The 18,113-nt window shown below is 52.3% G+C and carries 16 protein-coding genes; 9 read left to right on the top strand and 7 right to left on the bottom strand.

Annotated features, from left to right (window positions below; genetic code table 11):
• Positions 1–22 precede the first annotated feature (22 nt).
• Positions 23–847: an HTH-type transcriptional regulator HdfR gene (hdfR, locus tag ACF2G4_RS13710; protein WP_243079952.1), complete on the bottom strand. Its 825-nt coding sequence runs from the start codon at positions 845–847 to the stop codon at positions 23–25.
• 121 nt (positions 848–968) lie between these two features.
• Here hdfR and ACF2G4_RS13705 point away from each other — a divergent pair, with 121 nt between their 5' ends.
• Positions 969–1,307 carry a DUF413 domain-containing protein gene (locus ACF2G4_RS13705; protein ID WP_215845272.1) on the top strand — a complete coding sequence of 113 codons (339 nt, stop codon included), beginning with the start codon at positions 969–971 and terminating at the stop codon, positions 1,305–1,307.
• Positions 1,308–1,329: 22 nt separating this feature from the next.
• On the opposite strand, the gene ACF2G4_RS13700 is transcribed toward ACF2G4_RS13705, so the two are convergent.
• Positions 1,330–2,850, bottom strand: coding sequence for a YifB family Mg chelatase-like AAA ATPase (locus ACF2G4_RS13700; RefSeq protein WP_409074986.1), 1,521 nt, complete (start codon positions 2,848–2,850; stop codon positions 1,330–1,332).
• A 330-nt stretch (positions 2,851–3,180) separates the two neighbouring features.
• Between ACF2G4_RS13700 and ilvL the strand changes: the two genes are divergently transcribed.
• The 6 genes from ilvL to ilvA all read left to right on the top strand — a co-directional run bounded on the left by ilvL (position 3,181) and on the right by ilvA (position 9,742).
• Entirely contained in the window at positions 3,181–3,279 is a 99-nt protein-coding gene (gene ilvL / locus ACF2G4_RS13695; protein ID WP_082097622.1) for an ilv operon leader peptide, read from the top strand.
• A 149-nt stretch (positions 3,280–3,428) separates the two neighbouring features.
• Positions 3,429–5,075, top strand: a complete 1,647-nt coding sequence (gene ilvG, locus ACF2G4_RS13690) for an acetolactate synthase 2 catalytic subunit (RefSeq protein WP_215845273.1) — start codon at positions 3,429–3,431, stop codon at positions 5,073–5,075.
• Positions 5,072–5,329, top strand: coding sequence for an acetolactate synthase 2 small subunit (gene ilvM / locus ACF2G4_RS13685; protein ID WP_215845274.1), 258 nt, complete (start codon positions 5,072–5,074; stop codon positions 5,327–5,329). Before ilvG ends, ilvM begins: the two co-directional genes overlap by 4 nt.
• Positions 5,330–5,348: 19 nt before the next feature.
• Entirely contained in the window at positions 5,349–6,278 is a 930-nt protein-coding gene (locus ACF2G4_RS13680; RefSeq protein ID WP_243079949.1) for a branched-chain amino acid transaminase, read from the top strand.
• Positions 6,279–6,340: 62 nt separating this feature from the next.
• Positions 6,341–8,191 (top strand): dihydroxy-acid dehydratase, encoded by a 1,851-nt coding sequence (gene ilvD, locus ACF2G4_RS13675; protein ID WP_215845275.1) that lies wholly within the window; start codon positions 6,341–6,343, stop codon positions 8,189–8,191.
• A gap of 3 nt (positions 8,192–8,194) precedes the next feature.
• Positions 8,195–9,742 (top strand): threonine ammonia-lyase, biosynthetic, encoded by a 1,548-nt coding sequence (gene ilvA / locus ACF2G4_RS13670; RefSeq protein WP_243079948.1) that lies wholly within the window; start codon positions 8,195–8,197, stop codon positions 9,740–9,742.
• 10 nt (positions 9,743–9,752) lie between these two features.
• Here the strand turns inward: ilvA and ilvY are convergent, their stop codons facing one another.
• On the bottom strand, positions 9,753–10,634 hold the full coding sequence (ilvY, locus tag ACF2G4_RS13665) for an HTH-type transcriptional activator IlvY (protein ID WP_243079947.1): 882 nt from the start codon (positions 10,632–10,634) through the stop codon (positions 9,753–9,755).
• Between the two features lie 163 nt (positions 10,635–10,797).
• On the opposite strand from ilvY, the gene ilvC reads away from it, so the two are divergent.
• The gene (ilvC, locus tag ACF2G4_RS13660; RefSeq protein WP_243079946.1) at positions 10,798–12,273 is read left to right on the top strand and encodes a ketol-acid reductoisomerase; all 1,476 of its coding nucleotides are present in this window, start codon (positions 10,798–10,800) and stop codon (positions 12,271–12,273) included.
• Between the two features lie 427 nt (positions 12,274–12,700).
• Here ilvC and ACF2G4_RS13655 read toward each other — a convergent pair whose 3' ends face one another.
• The 3 genes from ACF2G4_RS13655 to ACF2G4_RS13645 form a co-directional block, all read right to left on the bottom strand.
• A complete protein-coding gene (locus ACF2G4_RS13655; protein WP_243079945.1) occupies positions 12,701–14,032 on the bottom strand; it encodes an MFS transporter in 1,332 nt (443 codons plus the stop codon).
• Positions 14,033–14,309: 277 nt separating this feature from the next.
• On the bottom strand, positions 14,310–15,323 hold the full coding sequence (gene yhjD, locus ACF2G4_RS13650) for an inner membrane protein YhjD (RefSeq protein WP_215845277.1): 1,014 nt from the start codon (positions 15,321–15,323) through the stop codon (positions 14,310–14,312).
• 45 nt (positions 15,324–15,368) lie between these two features.
• Positions 15,369–16,268, bottom strand: coding sequence for a LysR family transcriptional regulator (locus ACF2G4_RS13645; RefSeq protein WP_243079944.1), 900 nt, complete (start codon positions 16,266–16,268; stop codon positions 15,369–15,371).
• A 115-nt stretch (positions 16,269–16,383) separates the two neighbouring features.
• Between ACF2G4_RS13645 and ACF2G4_RS13640 the strand changes: the two genes are divergently transcribed.
• Complete coding sequence (locus ACF2G4_RS13640; RefSeq protein ID WP_243079943.1) at positions 16,384–17,142, top strand: SDR family NAD(P)-dependent oxidoreductase; 759 nt, start codon at positions 16,384–16,386, stop codon at positions 17,140–17,142.
• A 48-nt stretch (positions 17,143–17,190) separates the two neighbouring features.
• Here ACF2G4_RS13640 and ACF2G4_RS13635 read toward each other — a convergent pair whose 3' ends face one another.
• Positions 17,191–18,039 carry a PhzF family phenazine biosynthesis protein gene (locus ACF2G4_RS13635; RefSeq protein ID WP_332626037.1) on the bottom strand — a complete coding sequence of 283 codons (849 nt, stop codon included), beginning with the start codon at positions 18,037–18,039 and terminating at the stop codon, positions 17,191–17,193.
• Positions 18,040–18,113: the final 74 nt, after the last annotated feature.

The raw sequence follows: 18,113 nt of genomic DNA, 5'->3' as shown, positions 1-18,113 counted from the left end.
GCTTTGTTAGGCAAAAGATCTGTCAGCGTACCATTACCGGGAATTTTAATAGCTGTTTGATATGTGCCTGCTGATCACTGTTTTGCAGCCACACCGCATAAAGCGGGCGAACAGCAACCGGTGTGTCGGGAATAACCATCAGATCACTATAAAGGCTGTGCCAGTAATCAGGCAAAAACGCACAGGCGCCGGTGGTATGTAACAGTTCACGCGTGACGTGCGCAGAAGTAGTCGTTAAAACGGGTACGTCATCTCCTCCAGAAAGATAACTTTCATGCTGATGAAAATCCGCACCCCATTCCAACTTAATGTAATCGTATTTCTCACGCTTCTCTGTTTTACGCGCACGGAATAGGGCTAATGAGATATGACCTATCTGTTGGCTCGTCAGCTCATCCATTTTCGGTGCTTCAGTGGTGACCAGCAGGTCGAGTTGACGCTCATGTAATTGCTTAACCAGCAGATGACGTTGCGCCACACGCGCCTCAAGGTGAAGACTCTCACGATTCTCATAAAGCGTCTGCAGCCAGGGCGTCAAGTAAGCCTCCCATAACGAGGCGCTGGCCCCAATTGAGAGCTCATGATGCTGCTGAGTATGCGAGACTTCTTTCTTGGCCATGAGCCATGTACTCATCAAACTCTCGGCATAGGGCAATAACCGTTCGCCAGCTGAAGTCAGTCGTATGTTATTGCGGTGACGAGTAAAAAGATTTACACCAAGCTGATTTTCCAACTGACGGATGCGAAAACTGACAGCAGATTGCGTTAAGTAAAGTGCTTCTGCAGCGCGCCCGAAATGGCGAGTTCTACTCACTTCCAGGAAAGTTTTCAGTAATTCCGTATCCACAGCGTTCTCCCAAAAAATGTTTGTCGTATAGATTTAAATGTTTTGTTTTACACTCTGTCAAGCCTATCTAATACTCCGCGCCATAAATAGCACGGCCATACGAGAATCAGGAGCGTGTAACATGGCGGAAAGCTTCTCAACAGAAAATCGGTTCTTTGATAACAAACATTACCCTCGCGGTTTTTCGCGTCACGGTGACTTTACTATTAAAGAAGCACAGCTTCTTGAGCGCCACGGATTCGCTTTTAACGAACTTGATTTGTCAAAGCGTGAACCGATAACGGAAGAAGAACGTTTATTTATTGAAGTATGTCGTGGTGTGCGTGAGCCGCAAACGGAAGCGGAACGTGTATGGACAAAATATACCGCACGTATCAAGCGTCCTAAGCGTTTTCACACCTTGTCGGGTGGTAAGCCTCAAATGGATACCGTCGAAGATTACAGCGACAGTGAAGATTAAAAAAGGGGCGAAAGCCCCTTTTTTATTGCAGGCTTTTATGAAGATAAATCATTAACCTGTCAATACTGCGATAGCTCAGCGCTTCCTGCAAATGGCTTCGGTTAATATCCTTTTCTCCTGCCAGATCCGCCACTGTACGCGCCACTTTTAAAATCCGTTGCCATGCTCGTACTGATAAGCCCAGTTTATTCAGTACAGATTCAAGCCACTCTGCATCCTCTTTCCGAATGTCACACCAACACTGTATATCCGCATTGCTCATATGAGCGTTAATTTTTCCTGCACGCGCAATCTGTACAGCTCGAGCTGACAAAACGCGCTCACGTACTTTTGCAGATGTTTCACCCGCGTGACGTTGCTGGCTGAGCATCCCGCTTGGCAATAAAGGGACTTCAAGCGAGAGATCAAAACGATCGAGAAAGGGCCCAGAAAGCTTACTGAGATACCGTAAAACTTGCTGAGGTGTGCAGCGATTATGTTGGCCTTGGTAATGGCCAGTTGGGCTAGGATTCAGCGCTGCGATAAGCTGAAAGCGAGCAGGATAGGTCACTTTCGCTCGGGCTCGAGATATGGCGATTTCGCCAGATTCTATCGGTTCGCGTAATGAGTCTAAAACTTTTCGTTCAAACTCAGGAAGTTCATCCAAAAAAAGCACCCCATTGTGCGCTAATGAAATTTCGCCTGGACGAGGTAGCGAACCGCCCCCAATCAACGCATACAACGAAGCGCTATGATGAGGGGACCTGAATGGCCTTTTACGCCATTGCTGATGAAGATCACCGCTGTTGGCCAGGCTGGCGATAGCGGCACACTCCAGTGCTTCCTGATCGCTCAGCGGTGGCATAATACCTGGCAATCGCGTGGCCAACATGGTCTTTCCCGTACCGGGCGGGCCAATTAACATCAAATTATGTCCGCCTGCAGCGGTAATCTCTAAGGCTCTTCGGCCTTGTTCCTGCCCAATGATGTCACTTAAATCTTCGCTAAAACGCTCGGGTGTTTCATCCTGCGGTTCGGCTACGGTTAGTTCACACTGATTATGCAAAAAAGCGCAGACATCGAGTAGATGCGGACTAACCAGTGATGTACCCAAGCGGATAAGTCCTACATCTGCCTGATTCTCTACAGCGAGTATGAGTTGACGACCCGCTTCAAGCGCAGCCATTGCTGCCGGAATCGCGCCCTGAACGCGACAGAGCGCGCCATCAAGAGCTAACTCCCCCAGAAACTCATGCTGAGTCAATTTCTCGGCAGGAAGCTGTTCAGAAGCCACAAGAATGGCGATTGCCATCGGGAGGTCATAGCGTCCGCCTTCTTTCGGTAAATCGGCTGGGCCCAGATTGATGGTGATACGTTTAGCTGGAAAGTTAAAACCGCTGTTGATGATGGCGCTACGAACCCGCTCCCGGGCCTCTTTTACCGTCGTCTCGGGTAAGCCAACTAATGTCAATGCAGGCAAACCATTACTGATATGCACTTCAATGGTCACTAATGGTGCTTCCACACCCAATGCAGCACGCGTAAGTACTTTAGACAATGACATAACCGCTCCTTGTTGCAGCGATTCTGACGACATAAGGGAGAGATTACGAAAGGATAAAGGTGGACGCGCGAGATGCTGCACAGCAAATTTATGCCACTTGCTTGAGATTACGGCTAAGCGAGACACTGCCCGCAAAAGCACCAATCAATTATAACGTTAGGAAAGTGATGAATATTTATCATTCAGCAAATATCCTTTTAATTACAATCTGATAACGAATAACTCAAATCAAAATTATGAAAATAACTGATGAAAATTATTGTCATCACCCTGCTAACTATGATAACTCTGTAGGCATTACTTCGAACACGTAAAAGAATTGAACAAAAAATGAAAGCCCTTCTACAAGTGATTAGCCTAGTCGTGATTAGCGTGGTGGTGATTATTAACCTACCGTGCGGGGCAACGCTTGGAGAAAGAAAGGCTTAAAAATCAAGCCTGAAACTCGAAAAACCCCCGCACCGAAAGGTCCGGGGGTTTTTTTTCGGCCAGGCTAAATATCAGCAAATCATCAAGGAACAAACAATGAACAGTAGCATAAAATTCTGTTGTTCCCCTCAGGATACAGGAGAATAGCGATGACAGGTGCACAGTGGGTGGTTCAGGCTATACGCGCGCAGGGCGTTGATACCGTATTTGGTTATCCCGGCGGCGCAATCATGCCGGTATACGATGCGCTCTATGACGGCGGCGTGGAACACCTATTGTGCCGGCATGAGCAGGGCGCTGTGATGGCTGCAATCGGATATGCGCGTTCTACCGGTAAAACGGGTGTTTGCATTGCAACCTCAGGTCCGGGTGCGACCAACCTGATCACTGGCCTTGCTGACGCCATGATGGATTCCGTTCCTGTAGTTGCGATCACCGGGCAGGTTTCATCCGCGTTCATCGGAACCGATGCCTTTCAGGAAATTGATGTGTTAGGCCTTTCCCTGGCCTGCACCAAACACAGCTTTTTGGTTGAGTCGCTTGATGATCTGCCTTCCGTGATGGCTGAAGCGTTTGCCATTGCTCAATCTGGCCGTCCTGGCCCGGTTTTAGTTGATATTCCTAAAGATATCCAAATTGCGAAAGGTGAACCCGTGCCGCATCTGCTGCCGGTTGAAGAAGTGTTGGCGCTGCCGCACGACGCCATTCTTGAAGCGCGTGCGATGATGGCGCAGGCACAGAAACCGATGTTGTATATCGGCGGCGGTGTTGGCATGGCGCAGGCAGTTCCGGCGCTGCGTGCGCTGGCACAAGAAACTGGTATACCAGCCGTTGCCACATTAAAAGGGTTGGGCAGCGTAGATGCAGAAAGCGAGGTTTACCTCGGTATGCTGGGCATGCATGGAACCAAAGCCGCTAACTTGGCTGTTCAGTCTTGTGATTTGCTGATTGCGGTAGGTGCGCGCTTTGATGATCGCGTAACCGGCAAGCTGGATACCTTTGCGCCGCTTGCTAGCGTGATTCACTTGGATGTTGATCCTGCTGAATTCAATAAACTGCGCCGTGCCCATGTTTCTCTGCAAGCTGACCTGAATCATGTGTTACCTGCCCTGAGCCAGCCGCTGCAAATTGATGCCTGGCGTGAAGAGGTAAAAAGCCTCAAAGCAATGCACGAATGGCGTTACGATCATCCCGGTGATGCAATCTACGCTCCGCTGTTGTTAAAGCAGTTGTCCGATCGTAAGCCAACCAACGCTGTAGTCACCACAGATGTCGGACAGCATCAGATGTGGTCGGCGCAACATATGTCTTTTAGCGCCCCTGAAAATTTCATTACGTCCAGCGGACTGGGCACGATGGGTTTTGGGCTGCCCGCCGCCATTGGCGCGCAAGTCGCACGTCCGCAAGATACGGTGATCTGTGTCTCTGGCGATGGCTCCATCATGATGAATATTCAGGAGCTGGGCACCATCAAACGCGGCAAGCTGCCGGTAAAAATCGTGTTGTTGGATAACCAACGTTTAGGCATGGTACGCCAGTGGCAACAGCTGTTTTTTGATGGTCGCTACAGTGAAACGAATCTGTCCGATAACCCCGATTTTCTTACACTGGCGAGCGCCTTTAATATCCCAGGCCAGCGTATTACCCGTAAAGAACAGGTCGACGCCGCACTTGATGCTCTGCTGAACAGCGAAGGTCCTTACTTCCTGCATGTTGCGATTGATGAGCATGAAAACGTCTGGCCATTGGTACCACCGGGTGCCAGCAACGCAAACATGATGGAGAAAACCGCATGATCCAGCATCAATTGTCTATCGAAGCACGCTTCCGCCCTGAAATATTGGAGCGCATTTTACGCGTGGTCCGTCACCGGGGTTTCCAGGTGTGTTCCATGAACATGGCGTCAGTGGCCAATGCCGAAAACATTAATATTGAAATGACCGTTGCCAGCCAGCGCTCAGTCGATTTACTGTCTTCTCAGTTAAGCAAATTGATGGATGTCGCGTGCGTCCAGATTCAACAACAGACAACACAACAAATCCGCGCATAGTCGCGAAAGGAATAAAAAAATGAGCACGAAGAAAGCAGACTTTATTTGGTTCAATGGGGAGATGGTTAAGTGGGAAGATGCCAAGGTTAGCGTCATGTCTCACGCGTTGCATTACGGCACTTCAGTTTTTGAAGGCGTACGTTGCTACGACTCTCACATCGGACCGGTTGTGTTCCGCCATCGCGAGCACATGCAACGTCTGCACGATTCCGCCAAAATTTACCGTTTTCCAATCAAACCGAATGTTGACGAGTTGATGGAAGCTTGCCGCGAAGTTATCCGCGTTAACAAATTGAAAAGCGCCTATATCCGTCCGCTGGCATTCGTGGGTGACGTCGGTTTGGGCGTGAACCCGCCAGATGGCTTCAGCACTGATGTGATTATTGCTGCATTCCCGTGGGGGGCTTATCTGGGCGCTGAAGCGCTGGAGAACGGCATTGATGCGATGGTCTCTTCCTGGAATCGCGTTGCGCCAAACACGCTGCCAACCGCCGCTAAAGCGGGTGGTAACTATCTTTCTTCACTGTTGGTCGGTAGCGAAGCGCGCCGTCACGGTTATCAGGAAGGTATTGCCCTCGACACCAATGGCTATATTTCAGAAGGTGCGGGTGAAAACTTATTCGAAGTGAAAGATGGCATTCTGTTCACACCGCCGTTCACTTCCTCTGCACTGCCGGGCATCACGCGTGACGCCATCATCAAACTGGCCATCGACATGGGCATTGAAGTGCGTGAGCAAACGCTGTCGCGTGAATCGCTGTATCTGGCTGACGAAATCTTTATGTCAGGCACCGCAGCAGAAATCACCCCGGTTCGCAGCGTCGACGGCATCCAGGTCGGTGAAGGCAAGCGTGGTCCGGTGACTGCACGCATCCAGCAGGCATTCTTTGGCCTGTTCACTGGCGAGACTGAAGACAAATGGGGCTGGTTAGATCCGGTTAACTCATAATTAGATAGTGCGCGGGCGTCAGTCGACGTCCGCGACCTTATTCATTTTGGAGTAAATAGAGCATGCCTAAGTACCGTTCCGCCACTACCACCCATGGCCGTAATATGGCAGGTGCCCGTGCCTTGTGGCGCGCGACAGGAATGACCGACGACGATTTCGGCAAGCCGATTATTGCCGTGGTCAACTCATTCACCCAATTCGTACCTGGCCACGTTCATCTGCGTGACCTCGGCAAACTGGTCGCCGAGCAGATTGAAGCGGCGGGCGGTGTAGCCAAAGAGTTCAACACCATCGCGGTCGATGACGGTATTGCCATGGGGCATGGCGGCATGCTGTATTCACTGCCTTCACGCGAGCTCATTGCAGACTCGGTTGAATATATGGTCAACGCACACTGCGCCGATGCCATGGTCTGTATCTCTAACTGCGACAAAATCACCCCCGGCATGTTAATGGCGTCAATGCGTCTGAACATCCCGGTGATCTTTGTTTCCGGCGGTCCAATGGAAGCCGGTAAAACCAAGCTTTCAGACAAAATCATCAAGCTGGATCTGGTTGATGCGATGATTCAGGGTGCCAACCCAAACGTCAGCGATGCCGACAGCGAGCAGATCGAACGCTCTGCGTGTCCAACCTGCGGCTCGTGCTCCGGCATGTTCACTGCAAACTCAATGAACTGTCTGACCGAAGCGCTGGGTCTTTCGCAGCCGGGCAATGGTTCTTTGCTGGCAACTCACGCAGACCGCAAAGATCTCTTCATCAACGCCGGTAAGCGCATCGTGAGCCTGACCAAACGCTATTACGAGCAGGATGACGTCAACATGCTGCCGCGCAATATCGCCACCAAGGCAGCGTTTGAGAACGCCATGACGCTGGACATTGCCATGGGCGGTTCCACTAACACTGTTCTGCATCTGATAGCGGCGGCGCAGGAAGGGGGAATCGATTTCAATATTTCCGATATTGACCGCTTGTCACGCAAAGTGCCGCAACTGTGTAAAGTGGCGCCGAGTACGCCGAAATACCACATGGAAGATGTTCACCGTGCAGGTGGCGTAATCGGGATTCTGGGTGAGTTGGATCGTGCTGGCTTGCTCGACTCCAGCACTCGCAACATCCTCCAACAGACAATGCGTGAGACGTTAGATCAGTACGACGTCATGCTGACAAAAGACCAGGCGGTGAAGGACATGTTCCGCGCAGGTCCAGCCGGTATTCGTACCACCCAGGCATTCTCACAGAATTGCCGTTGGGACACGTTGGATGACGATCGTGCCGAGGGGTGTATTCGTACCCGCGAGCATGCGTACTCACAGGAAGGCGGCTTGGCGGTACTGTACGGCAACATTGCAGAAGATGGTTGTATCGTCAAAACTGCGGGCGTGGACGAAGAAAGCCTGACCTTCAGTGGCCCGGCGAAAGTTTACGAAAGCCAGGATGATGCGGTAGCCGCCATTCTGGGTGGCAAAGTCGTTGCGGGCGATGTGGTTGTCATCCGTTACGAAGGGCCGAAAGGCGGACCAGGCATGCAAGAAATGCTCTATCCGACCACTTACCTGAAATCCATGGGGCTGGGCAAAAGCTGTGCACTGATCACCGATGGCCGTTTCTCAGGCGGGACTTCAGGTCTGTCGATTGGTCACGCATCGCCAGAAGCCGCCAGCGGCGGCACTATCGCGCTGGTGAAAGAGGGCGATATCATTGAGATCGATATCCCGAACCGTGGCATCAAGCTGGCGGTACCGGATAACGAACTGCATGCGCGTCGTGAAGAGCAAGAAGCGCGCGGTGCCGAGGCTTATACGCCAGTCAACCGTGAACGTGAAGTCTCCTTTGCGCTGCGTGCCTATGCTTTGCTTGCAACCAGCGCAGACAAAGGCGCGGTACGTGACAAGAGTAAGCTGGGAGGCTAACTGATGGCTGAGTCTCAACCGCTACCCGATGCGCCATGTGGCGCAGAGTACTTGCGCGCGGTGCTGCGTTCACCGGTGTATGAAGTTGCACAGGTAACGCCGCTACAAAAAATGGAAAAAATTTCATCGCGTCTCGGTAACACCATTCTGGTGAAGCGCGAAGATCGTCAACCGGTGCACAGTTTCAAACTGCGTGGCGCCTACGCGATGATTGCCGGTCTGAATGAAGAGCAGAAAGCGCGCGGTGTGGTAACGGCTTCGGCCGGAAACCATGCACAGGGCGTGGCGCTCTCCGCCAGTAAGTTAGGTATCAAATCACTGATTGTGATGCCGCTGGCAACAGCCGATATCAAGGTTGATGCGGTGCGCGCATTTGGCGGTGAGGCTTATCTGTTTGGCGCCAACTTTGACGAGGCGAAAGCCAAGGCCATTGAATTGTCAGAGCAGCGGGGCTACACCTTCGTTCCGCCTTTTGATCATCCCGCAGTGATCGCCGGGCAAGGCACGCTGGCGTTGGAGCTGCTGCAACAGGATGCGCATCTCGATCGCGTTTTTGTGCCGGTTGGCGGCGGCGGTTTGGCGGCGGGCGTGGCGGTACTGATCAAACAGCTAATGCCACAAATCAAAGTGATTGCGGTGGAATCAGAAGATTCAGCTTGCCTGAAAGCAGCGCTGGAAGCGGGCCATCCGGTTGATCTGCCGCGTGTGGGTTTATTTGCTGAAGGCGTGGCGGTAAAGCGCATCGGCACTGAAACTTTCCGTCTCTGCCAGGAATACCTCGACGACATCATCACCGTTGACAGCGATGCTATCTGCGCCGCGATGAAGGATCTGTTCGAAGATGTGCGTGCCGTTGCTGAACCTTCTGGCGCGCTGGCGCTGGCGGGCATGAAAAAGTACATCCAGCAACATGACATCAAAGGCGAACGTCTGGCGCACGTGTTATCAGGCGCTAACGTCAACTTTCACGGGTTACGTTATGTTTCCGAGCGTTGCGAGTTAGGCGAACAGCGTGAAGCGCTGCTGGCAGTCACTATTCCCGAACAGCAGGGCAGTTTTCTTAAGTTCTGTCAGACGCTAGGTGGACGTTCCATTACTGAGTTCAACTATCGCTATGCTGATGCTGACAAAGCCTGCATTTTTGTGGGTGTGCGCTTAACGCGTGGCCTGGAAGAGCGCAGTGAAATCATCACGCATCTGACCGAAAGTGGTTATCAGGTAGTGGATTTGTCAGACGATGAAATGGCGAAGCTGCATGTGCGTTACATGGTGGGAGGACGTCCATCCAAGCCGCTGCGTGAACGCTTATTCAGTTTTGAGTTTCCAGAAGCGCCGGGCGCTTTGCTGAAATTTCTGCAAACGCTTGGTACCCACTGGAATATTTCGCTTTTTCACTACCGCAGCCACGGCACCGACTACGGTCGCGTGCTGGCGGGCTTTGAACTGGGCGATATCGAACCCCGCTTTGAAGAGCACCTCGCCGATCTGGGTTACGACTTTCATGATGAAACCCAGAACCCGGCGTTCCGCTTTTTCCTCGCGGGGCAGTAAATTTCGGTGACTACAGCTGGCTCCAGAAAGCACTAATAAGCGGCTCCCCGAGCCGCTTTTTTTGTACGCAGACACCAAGCTCGAATGGCGCGACCGATTCCACGTTTTCTAGCATCAATACGCGATTACGCACCGGTTCTGGGCTGTTTTCCAGTACCACATCAGGCAGCAAGGCAATGCCACACCCTAGCGCGACCATTGACACAATCGCTTCATGCCCGGAAACCGTGGCATAAATCAACGGATTGGGAATACGGTGACGCCGAAACCATAAATCGATGCGGCGGCGTGCAGGCCCTTGTTCCGGCAGAATAAAGGGAATTTGTGACCAGTCTGGCGTCGGCTGCGTGGCTTGTGCTCGCACCGTGCAGGGCAGCGCTGGCGCGATCAGCACCAGCGGGATCAGCCCCAATGGCATAAAATCAATGCTGGCGGGCAGCGTTTCAGGCCGTCCGGCAATCGCCAGATCGGCATCGCCGGAGTGCACTTTTTCCACCGCATCGGCGGCATCGCCGGTGTTGAGCTTGATTTCAACTTGTGGATGTTCAGCGCGAAAACGATCAAGAATTGGCGGGAGATGGCTGTAGGCGGCCGTTACCGAGCAGAAAAGACGGAGTTCACCACTCAGCGACGGGCCATTCAGATCCATCACGTGACGCAGCTGTTGATACTGCAACAGCGTTTGTTGCGCGAACTGGCGCAAGCGCTCACCTGCTTCAGTTAGCGTCACCGTGCGGTTATCACGTAAAAAAAGCGCGTGGCCCACATCTTCCTCCAGGCGCTGTATCTGACGCGACAGCGTCGAAGGGCTGACGTGCATAGCGCGTGCGGTACGGCCAAAGTGACAGCTTTCAGCCAGATGAAGAAACAATTTTAGATCTCGTAAGTCCATATGCGCATCGTCTCAAAGTGGTATTGCAAATATTGCAATGTAACGTTGTTAATATATCAATTTAAGCAACAGATTTCCTGTCATATGATGGGGTCATTCGCGGCGCTGCAATCAGCTGTCGTATCCAAACAAAAACAGTAAACACAACCTCACTGGAGTACCCATGGCCAACTATTTCAACACATTGAACCTGCGCAATCAGTTAGCGCAGTTAGGTAAATGTCGTTTCATGGCGCGCGATGAATTCGCGGACGGCGCTAGCTTTCTGAAAGGCAAAAAAGTCGTCATCGTTGGCTGTGGTGCTCAAGGCCTGAATCAGGGTCTTAACATGCGCGATTCCGGTCTGGACGTTTCCTACGCTCTGCGCGCGGAAGCCATCGCGGAGAAACGTGCATCGTGGCGCAAAGCGACCGATAACGGTTTCAAAGTAGGCACTTACGAAGAGCTGATTCCACAAGCTGATTTAGTGGTTAACCTGACGCCAGACAAGCAGCACTCAGCGGTCGTTCAGGCTGTTCAGCCGCTGATGAAAGATGGCGCTGCGCTGGGTTACTCGCACGGCTTTAACATCGTTGAAGTCGGTGAAACTATCCGTAAAGACATCACCGTGGTGATGGTTGCACCGAAATGTCCGGGCACCGAAGTGCGTGAAGAATATAAACGTGGTTTCGGCGTACCTACGCTGATCGCGGTTCACCCAGAAAACGATCCAAAAGGCGAAGGCATGGCCATCGCTAAAGCCTGGGCTGCGGCAACCGGCGGCGATCGCGCTGGTGTGTTGGAATCCTCTTTCGTGGCTGAAGTAAAATCTGACCTGATGGGCGAGCAAACCATTCTGTGTGGCATGCTGCAGGCGGGTTCACTGCTGTGCTTCGACAAGCTGGTGGCTGAAGGTACCGATCCGACCTATGCTGAAAAACTGATTCAGTTCGGCTGGGAAACCATCACCGAATCGCTGAAATTTGGTGGTATTACCTTGATGATGGATCGCCTCTCTAACCCGGCGAAACTGCGCGCTTATGCGCTGTCTGAACAGTTAAAAACCATCATGGCTCCCCTGTTCCAGAAGCACATGGACGACATCATCTCCGGCGAATTCTCTTCTGGCATGATGGCTGACTGGGCGAATGATGACAAAAATCTGCTGACCTGGCGTGAAGAGACCGGCCAAACTGCGTTTGAAACCGCGTCTCAGTACGAAGGTAAAATCGAAGAGCAAGAATACTACGACAAAGGCGTTGTGATGGTTGCCATGGTGAAAGCAGGCGTTGAGCTGGCTTTCGAAACCATGGTTGATGCAGGCATCATTGAAGAGTCAGCTTATTATGAATCACTGCATGAGCTGCCACTGATTGCTAACACCATTGCACGTAAGCGTCTGTATGAGATGAACGTGGTTATCTCTGACACCGCCGAGTACGGTAACTATCTGTTCTCCTTCGCGGCTGTTCCGCTGCTGAAAGAGTTCATGACCACTCTGCAGCCGGGCGATCTGGGCAAAGCGGTTGAAGGGACTCAGGTTGATAACGCACAGCTGCGTGATGTCAACGAAGCGGTTCGTCAGCATGCAATCGAAACCGTAGGCCGCAAACTGCGTGGCTACATGACTGATATGAAGCGTATCGCTGTCGCTGGTTAATCCTCAGTAACACGATTTTCAGCAGAGAAACCCCGGCTTGCCGGGGTTTTTTTATGGGCTGAATTGGGTACACGCTGCTTCATTCCGGGCAGGCTAAATAAGGTGTCTTTGTTGGTGCGCGCTGCCCCATTCCAGGCAGGCTAGATAAGGTGTCGTTTGTCGGTGCGCGCTGCCCCCCATCCCGGCCTTCCCCCGCGAAGCGGGGGAAGGCGACGCTGCCGCATGTAGCTTCATAACTAACAGATAGCAGCATCTTCCTCCCCCATTTATGGGGGAGGACCGAGGTGGGGGACAAACGACACCTTACTCAGGAGTAACCGGGATGGGGGACAGCGTGCACCATCAAATACTCAACCTAACCCAACCCCAATAAAAAACCCGGCCTGAGCCGGGTTTCTCATCACTACTGAAGCCGAAGTCTTAGCAATTATGCCTCATACAGCGTTTGGTTACGCGTCTCTTTACAGGCAATCAACGCAATCAGCGTCAGCACCGCCATTGAGGCCAGATAGAACCCTACCGCCTGCAAACCATAGTGGGTGTTCAGCCAGGTTGCGATATAAGGCGCAACGGACGCACCAAGAATCGATGAGAGGTTATAGGAGAACGACGCGCCGGTATAACGCACTTCTGTCGGGAACAACTCCGGCAGCAGCGCGCCCATTGGGCCGAAGGTCAAACCCATGATGCTCAGGCCGAGCAGCAAGAAGACCATGACCAGCGCTTGCGATCCTGAACCCAACAGCATCGGGAACATAAACGAAAAAACGATAATCAGCAGGGTAATGGTGATCATGGTTTTACGACGACCAAAGCGGTCAGCCAGGATACCGGCAATCGGCACCGTGATGCCAAAGCCAATCACGGCCACCATCAGCATCCACAGGAAACTGTTACGCGAGAACCCAAGGCCAGCAGGGGCCGCTGCGGTGCCGTAACTCATGGAGTAAACGGTCATGATGTAAAACAGCGTATAGGTCGCGAGCATGATAAAGGTGCCAAGGATCGTCGCGGTCATATGCTTGCTTAGCAGCGCCACAATCGGTACACGCACCTGTTTCTTCTCTTTTTGCACCTTGGCAAACACCGGGCTTTCATGCAGCGAAACGCGCACATACAAACCAATTAACACCAGCACGGCGGAAAGGATAAACGGCACGCGCCAGCCCCAATCCATGAACTGCTGATCGGTAAGCAGCCAGGAGAGCAGCAGGAACGTTCCGTTGGCAAAAAAGAAGCCGATCGGTGCGCCCAGCTGCGGGAATGAACCGTACAACGCACGCTTCTTAGCCGGTGCGTTTTCGGTTGCCAGCAGCGCCGCGCCGCCCCATTCGCCGCCTAATCCCAAACCCTGCCCAAATCGCGCCAGTGCCAGCAGCAGCGGTGCCATCACACCAATGGTTTCATAACTTGGCAGCAGGCCAATCACCACGGTAGAAATGCCCATGGTCAGCAGTGAAGCGACCAGCGTGGCTTTACGGCCAATGCGATCACCAAAGTGGCCAAATAGCGCGGAGCCAATTGGACGCGCCACGAAGGCGATGGCAAAAGTCGCCAGCGATTGTAGCGTCGCGACGGTGGCATCACCTTGTGGGAAGAAGATGTGCGGAAAAACAATCACGGCGGCAGTGGCATAAATATAGAAATCGAAGAATTCAATGGCTGTACCGACCAGCGATGCAATAACCACTTTGCTACGCGAATTGACCGGCGTTGGATCATATTGCTTGTCGATTTTTTCTGAGATGGAGGCTTGCATAACTGTATCTTATTTGTAAATGAGACCAAGAATCTTACGCACCTGTATGACGTCATTCAATGACGAAAAACCGCGACACAACAGGCTTTAGCGGCCAAAAAGTGGATAATTTCTGTCTCTTAACTAATGTCGGGTTATGTCAGGGTGAAGTGGCGGAATTTTGGCGGGATACTCTACAAAATGGCTTAATAAAAGAGACCCCTCAGCTATTCATCCTGCTATTTGCATGAAAAATAGGCGAGGGGAAAGATTTTCCGCTGTTGTTAACGCTTTGTCATCAACGGTTACGTGAATCTTTAACCGTTTCCGAGATGCGCGGGTCATCTTTGTACTTAGCCGTAGCGATCCAGGCCGCACAAAACAGCGTCAAACGCGCGAAGAAATAGAAAAAGGCCATTAAGCCCAGCACCGAGCCAAAGGCGGCGCCAGAAGGTGAACTAGCCAGCTTGGGCAGCGTCAGCGTCATCACAAATTTAATCACCTCAAAGCCAATCGCCGCCAGCAGCGTACCGCGAAACAGCGCTTTTTTACGTGGCTTGTGGCGCGGCAGAATCCAGAAAATCCACAGAAACAGCAGATAGTTGGCTAAGACGGAAATCGACGTCGCGATGATAGTCAGCGCGGGGCGCAGCCATTCAATGCCATCCAGCCCTAACGCACGCACAATGGTTTCCTGCGCAGAACCGGCAACAGAGGTCAGCGATAGGGTGATAACCAACGCCAGCATTAAACCGATCAGCGACAAAAGATCGCGGAGGTAGCGTTTCCAAATCTTCTCTTTATCGTCGGGCTTGCGTTCCCAAACGTCACGCGACTGCGCGCGAATCGCTTCACGCAGATTGCCCATCCAGTTCAAACCTGAATAGAGTGCCAGCAGTAAACCGGTGATTCCCACCGTCGCACGCTGTTGAACCGCCGTATTCACCGTGTTCTTTAGCGTGGTTGCCAACGTGGGATCGCTGATGCTGCTCACAATCTTGTTGATCACATCGGTCAACAGATCCTGATTTGATGCCAACACAAAACCCACCGCGGCAAAGGAGACCATCAAAATCGGGATCAACGATAAAAAAGAAAAATAGGTAATGGCGGCACCAAACTGGCTGCCGAGACGATCGTTAAAGCGATCAAGCGCACGAATGAAATGCGCAACCGCGGGAATAGCCTGAAACCAGGCGGCAAAACGCGACACGCGAACAATGGATTTATCGACAGATTTATTGCCGGTCTTGATATCGATCAGCGGCTTATCAGGCTGCGTATCGTGTGGTTTTTCCTGGTTGTCTGTCATAGACGCTCATCATCCTGTTATTAATCAAAAATAAATTATAGCTTGTCAGGTAACGTACTCCTGCAAGACCTGGCTCAGCCACTCCATAAACACCCGCACGCGCCGTGCTACGTTGCGCCGATGTGGGTAGAGCAGATGGATAGGCATCGGTTTCGCCGGAAAATGGTGCAGCACTTCAACCAGCTCACCCGACTCCAGCAGTTTTTGAATGCCAATCGCCGGCACCTGAATAATGCCCAAACCCGCCAGGCAGGCAGCGCGATACGTTTCGGTGCTGTTCACCGTCACCACGCCGCCCGTCTTGACGAAATGCGTCAGTTTGCCATCGAAATACTCAAAACCGGGTGAAGGTTGGCCCAGCTGTTGGGTGTAATGCACCATCGCATGTTGCGATAATTCTTCCAGGCGAATCGGCATACCAAAGCGCGAAAGGTAGCCAGGACTTGCGCAGTTGATCAAGCTGTAGCTGCCGATCTTACGGGCAATCAAGCCTGAATCTTTCAAATCGCCAACGCGAATCACGCAATCAAACCCTTCCCGAACCACATCAACCTGGCGATCGCTGCTGCTGAGTTCTAATTCGATACCGGGATAGTGCTGCAAAAATTCCGGCAAGCGCGGCAGGACAAAACCGGTTGCCATCGCCACCGACATATCCACGCGCAGCTTACCGCTTAGGGTGGCGGGATCGTGTTGAAACAGGCTGTCCATATCATCCAGGATCGACAGCATGTCCAGGCAGCGATCGTAATAAACCAGCCCATCTTGAGTCAGTTGCACGCGACGCGTGGTGCGATGCAGTAGCCGCGTTCCCATCTGATTTTCCAGCGCCTGTAACTGCCGCGACACGCTGCCCTTAGGAAGACCTAAACTTTCTGCAGCTCGGGTAAAACTGCCCATTTCGGCAACCCGGACGAACACCTGCATTGCGTGAATTTTATCCATGTTGTTCACCGATTGTTGTTTTAAGTGAAACAGTGATGCGTATTGAACTGCGTTTATGGATCAATTATTAGCGAATATCCTTAACGCGTGTTCAATTTTGCAACAGGAGCGAAGTATGAGTCATAAAATAGCGTTAATTACTGGCGGAAGTCGTGGTTTAGGCAAGAATGCAGCCCTAAAACTGGCAGCCAGGCAGACCGATATCATTTTGACCTACCGTAGTCAGGCAGAAGAGGCGCAGGCGGTTGTTAAGGAGATTGAAGCGCTCGGTGGCCGTGCAGTCGCGCTGGCACTGGATGTCGGGGATACTCAACAATTTGACGGCTTCGTGGCCGCAGTAAAAAACGCGCTGCAAAATCGCTGGCAGCGAGAAAGCTTTGACTATTTAGTGAACAATGCTGGCATCGGTCATTACAAACCTTTCGCGGAAACCACCGAAGAGGAATTTGATAGTCTGATCAATGTCCATTTCAAAGGCCCTTTTTTCCTGACGCAGAAACTGTTGCCCGTGATTGCCGATGGCGGACGCATCCTGAATATCTCCAGCGGACTGACACGCATCATCCTGCCAGGTTCTGGCACCTACGGCTCGATCAAAGCAGCGATGGAAGTCTTAACGCGTTATCAGGCGAAAGAGTTAGGTGAGCGCGGTATCCGCGTCAACATTTTGGCGCCAGGCGCGATAGAAACCGATTTTGGTGGCGGTCGGGTGCGTGACAACCCAGAAATGAACAAGCACATCGCTTCACTAACGGCGTTGGGACGCGTGGGCTTACCAGACGATATTGGCAATGCCATCACCGCATTGCTGAGTGACGAAACCGGCTGGATCACCGGTCAACGCATTGAAGCATCAGGCGGGCAGTCGATTTAAGCGTGCGGGCGACAAGAGGTCGCCCGTTTCTTTTACCGCTGACCTCTTTTATAACTGAATCGTGCCGTCGATAACCGTAACGGTGTTACCACCAATCCAAATTCTTTCGCCGTCGAAATCGACTTGCACGCGGCCTGCACGCTGAATGGCGGTGCCCTGACGTACACGATACGCGCTGATTTGGCCTTGCGCGGCAAAGTAACGCGCCAGGCAGGCGTTAGCGCTGCCGGTGATCGGATCTTCTGTCAGGCTGCCGTTTTCTACCAGTAATCCGCGTACTTCATACTGCTCCGCTTCGCCTTCTGGCAGGCGACCAAACACCATCACGCCATTTACGCCAGCATGTTTCTTCAAGCGCTGCATATCGCTGACGTCAGGTTGGATTGCCAACACCGCGTCGGCGCTGATCATCGGAATCAACAACCAGCGGATTCCCATGTCTGCCACCGTGGCGCTGTGCGTATGATCGAACGCGTCGCTGTTTAAGGCACTGCTCATCAAGGCATCGTTATAGGGCGTTAAGGTTGCAGCCGGTGCCGCAAAGGCCAGCGCACCGCCGGCACCGATTTTCACCGTGACGTTACCCACCCCGCACTCCTGTACAATCTCTCCTGGCGTTTTAGTCGGCCAACCCGCTTCAAGCAGCGCATGAGCGGTGCCCAGCGTGGGATGTCCAGCAAACGGCAGCTCGCCTTCAACGGTAAAAATGCGCACGCGATAATCCGCCTGCGCATCTTGTGGTGGCAGCACAAAGGTGGTTTCTGACAAATTCGTCCAGCGCGCAATCGCGGCCAGCTGTTCATCACTCAATCCCTGTGCATCCATGATCACAGCCAGCGGATTACCGTTAAATGCTGACGAAGTAAACACATCTACTTGCTTAAACGCGACCTTCATTGTCTCTCCTTGCTGATTAGGGTTTGCAAAAGGCTTTTTCTGTCTGGTGATTGCTTATCACTGTTAACAGCGTT

It is taken from the genome of Pantoea phytostimulans (genome assembly GCF_046118715.1).
Lineage (GTDB): Bacteria > Pseudomonadota > Gammaproteobacteria > Enterobacterales > Enterobacteriaceae > Pantoea > Pantoea phytostimulans.
The sequence above is the reverse complement of the archived record's forward strand: the minus strand, read 5'-3'. Positions and strand labels throughout refer to the sequence as shown.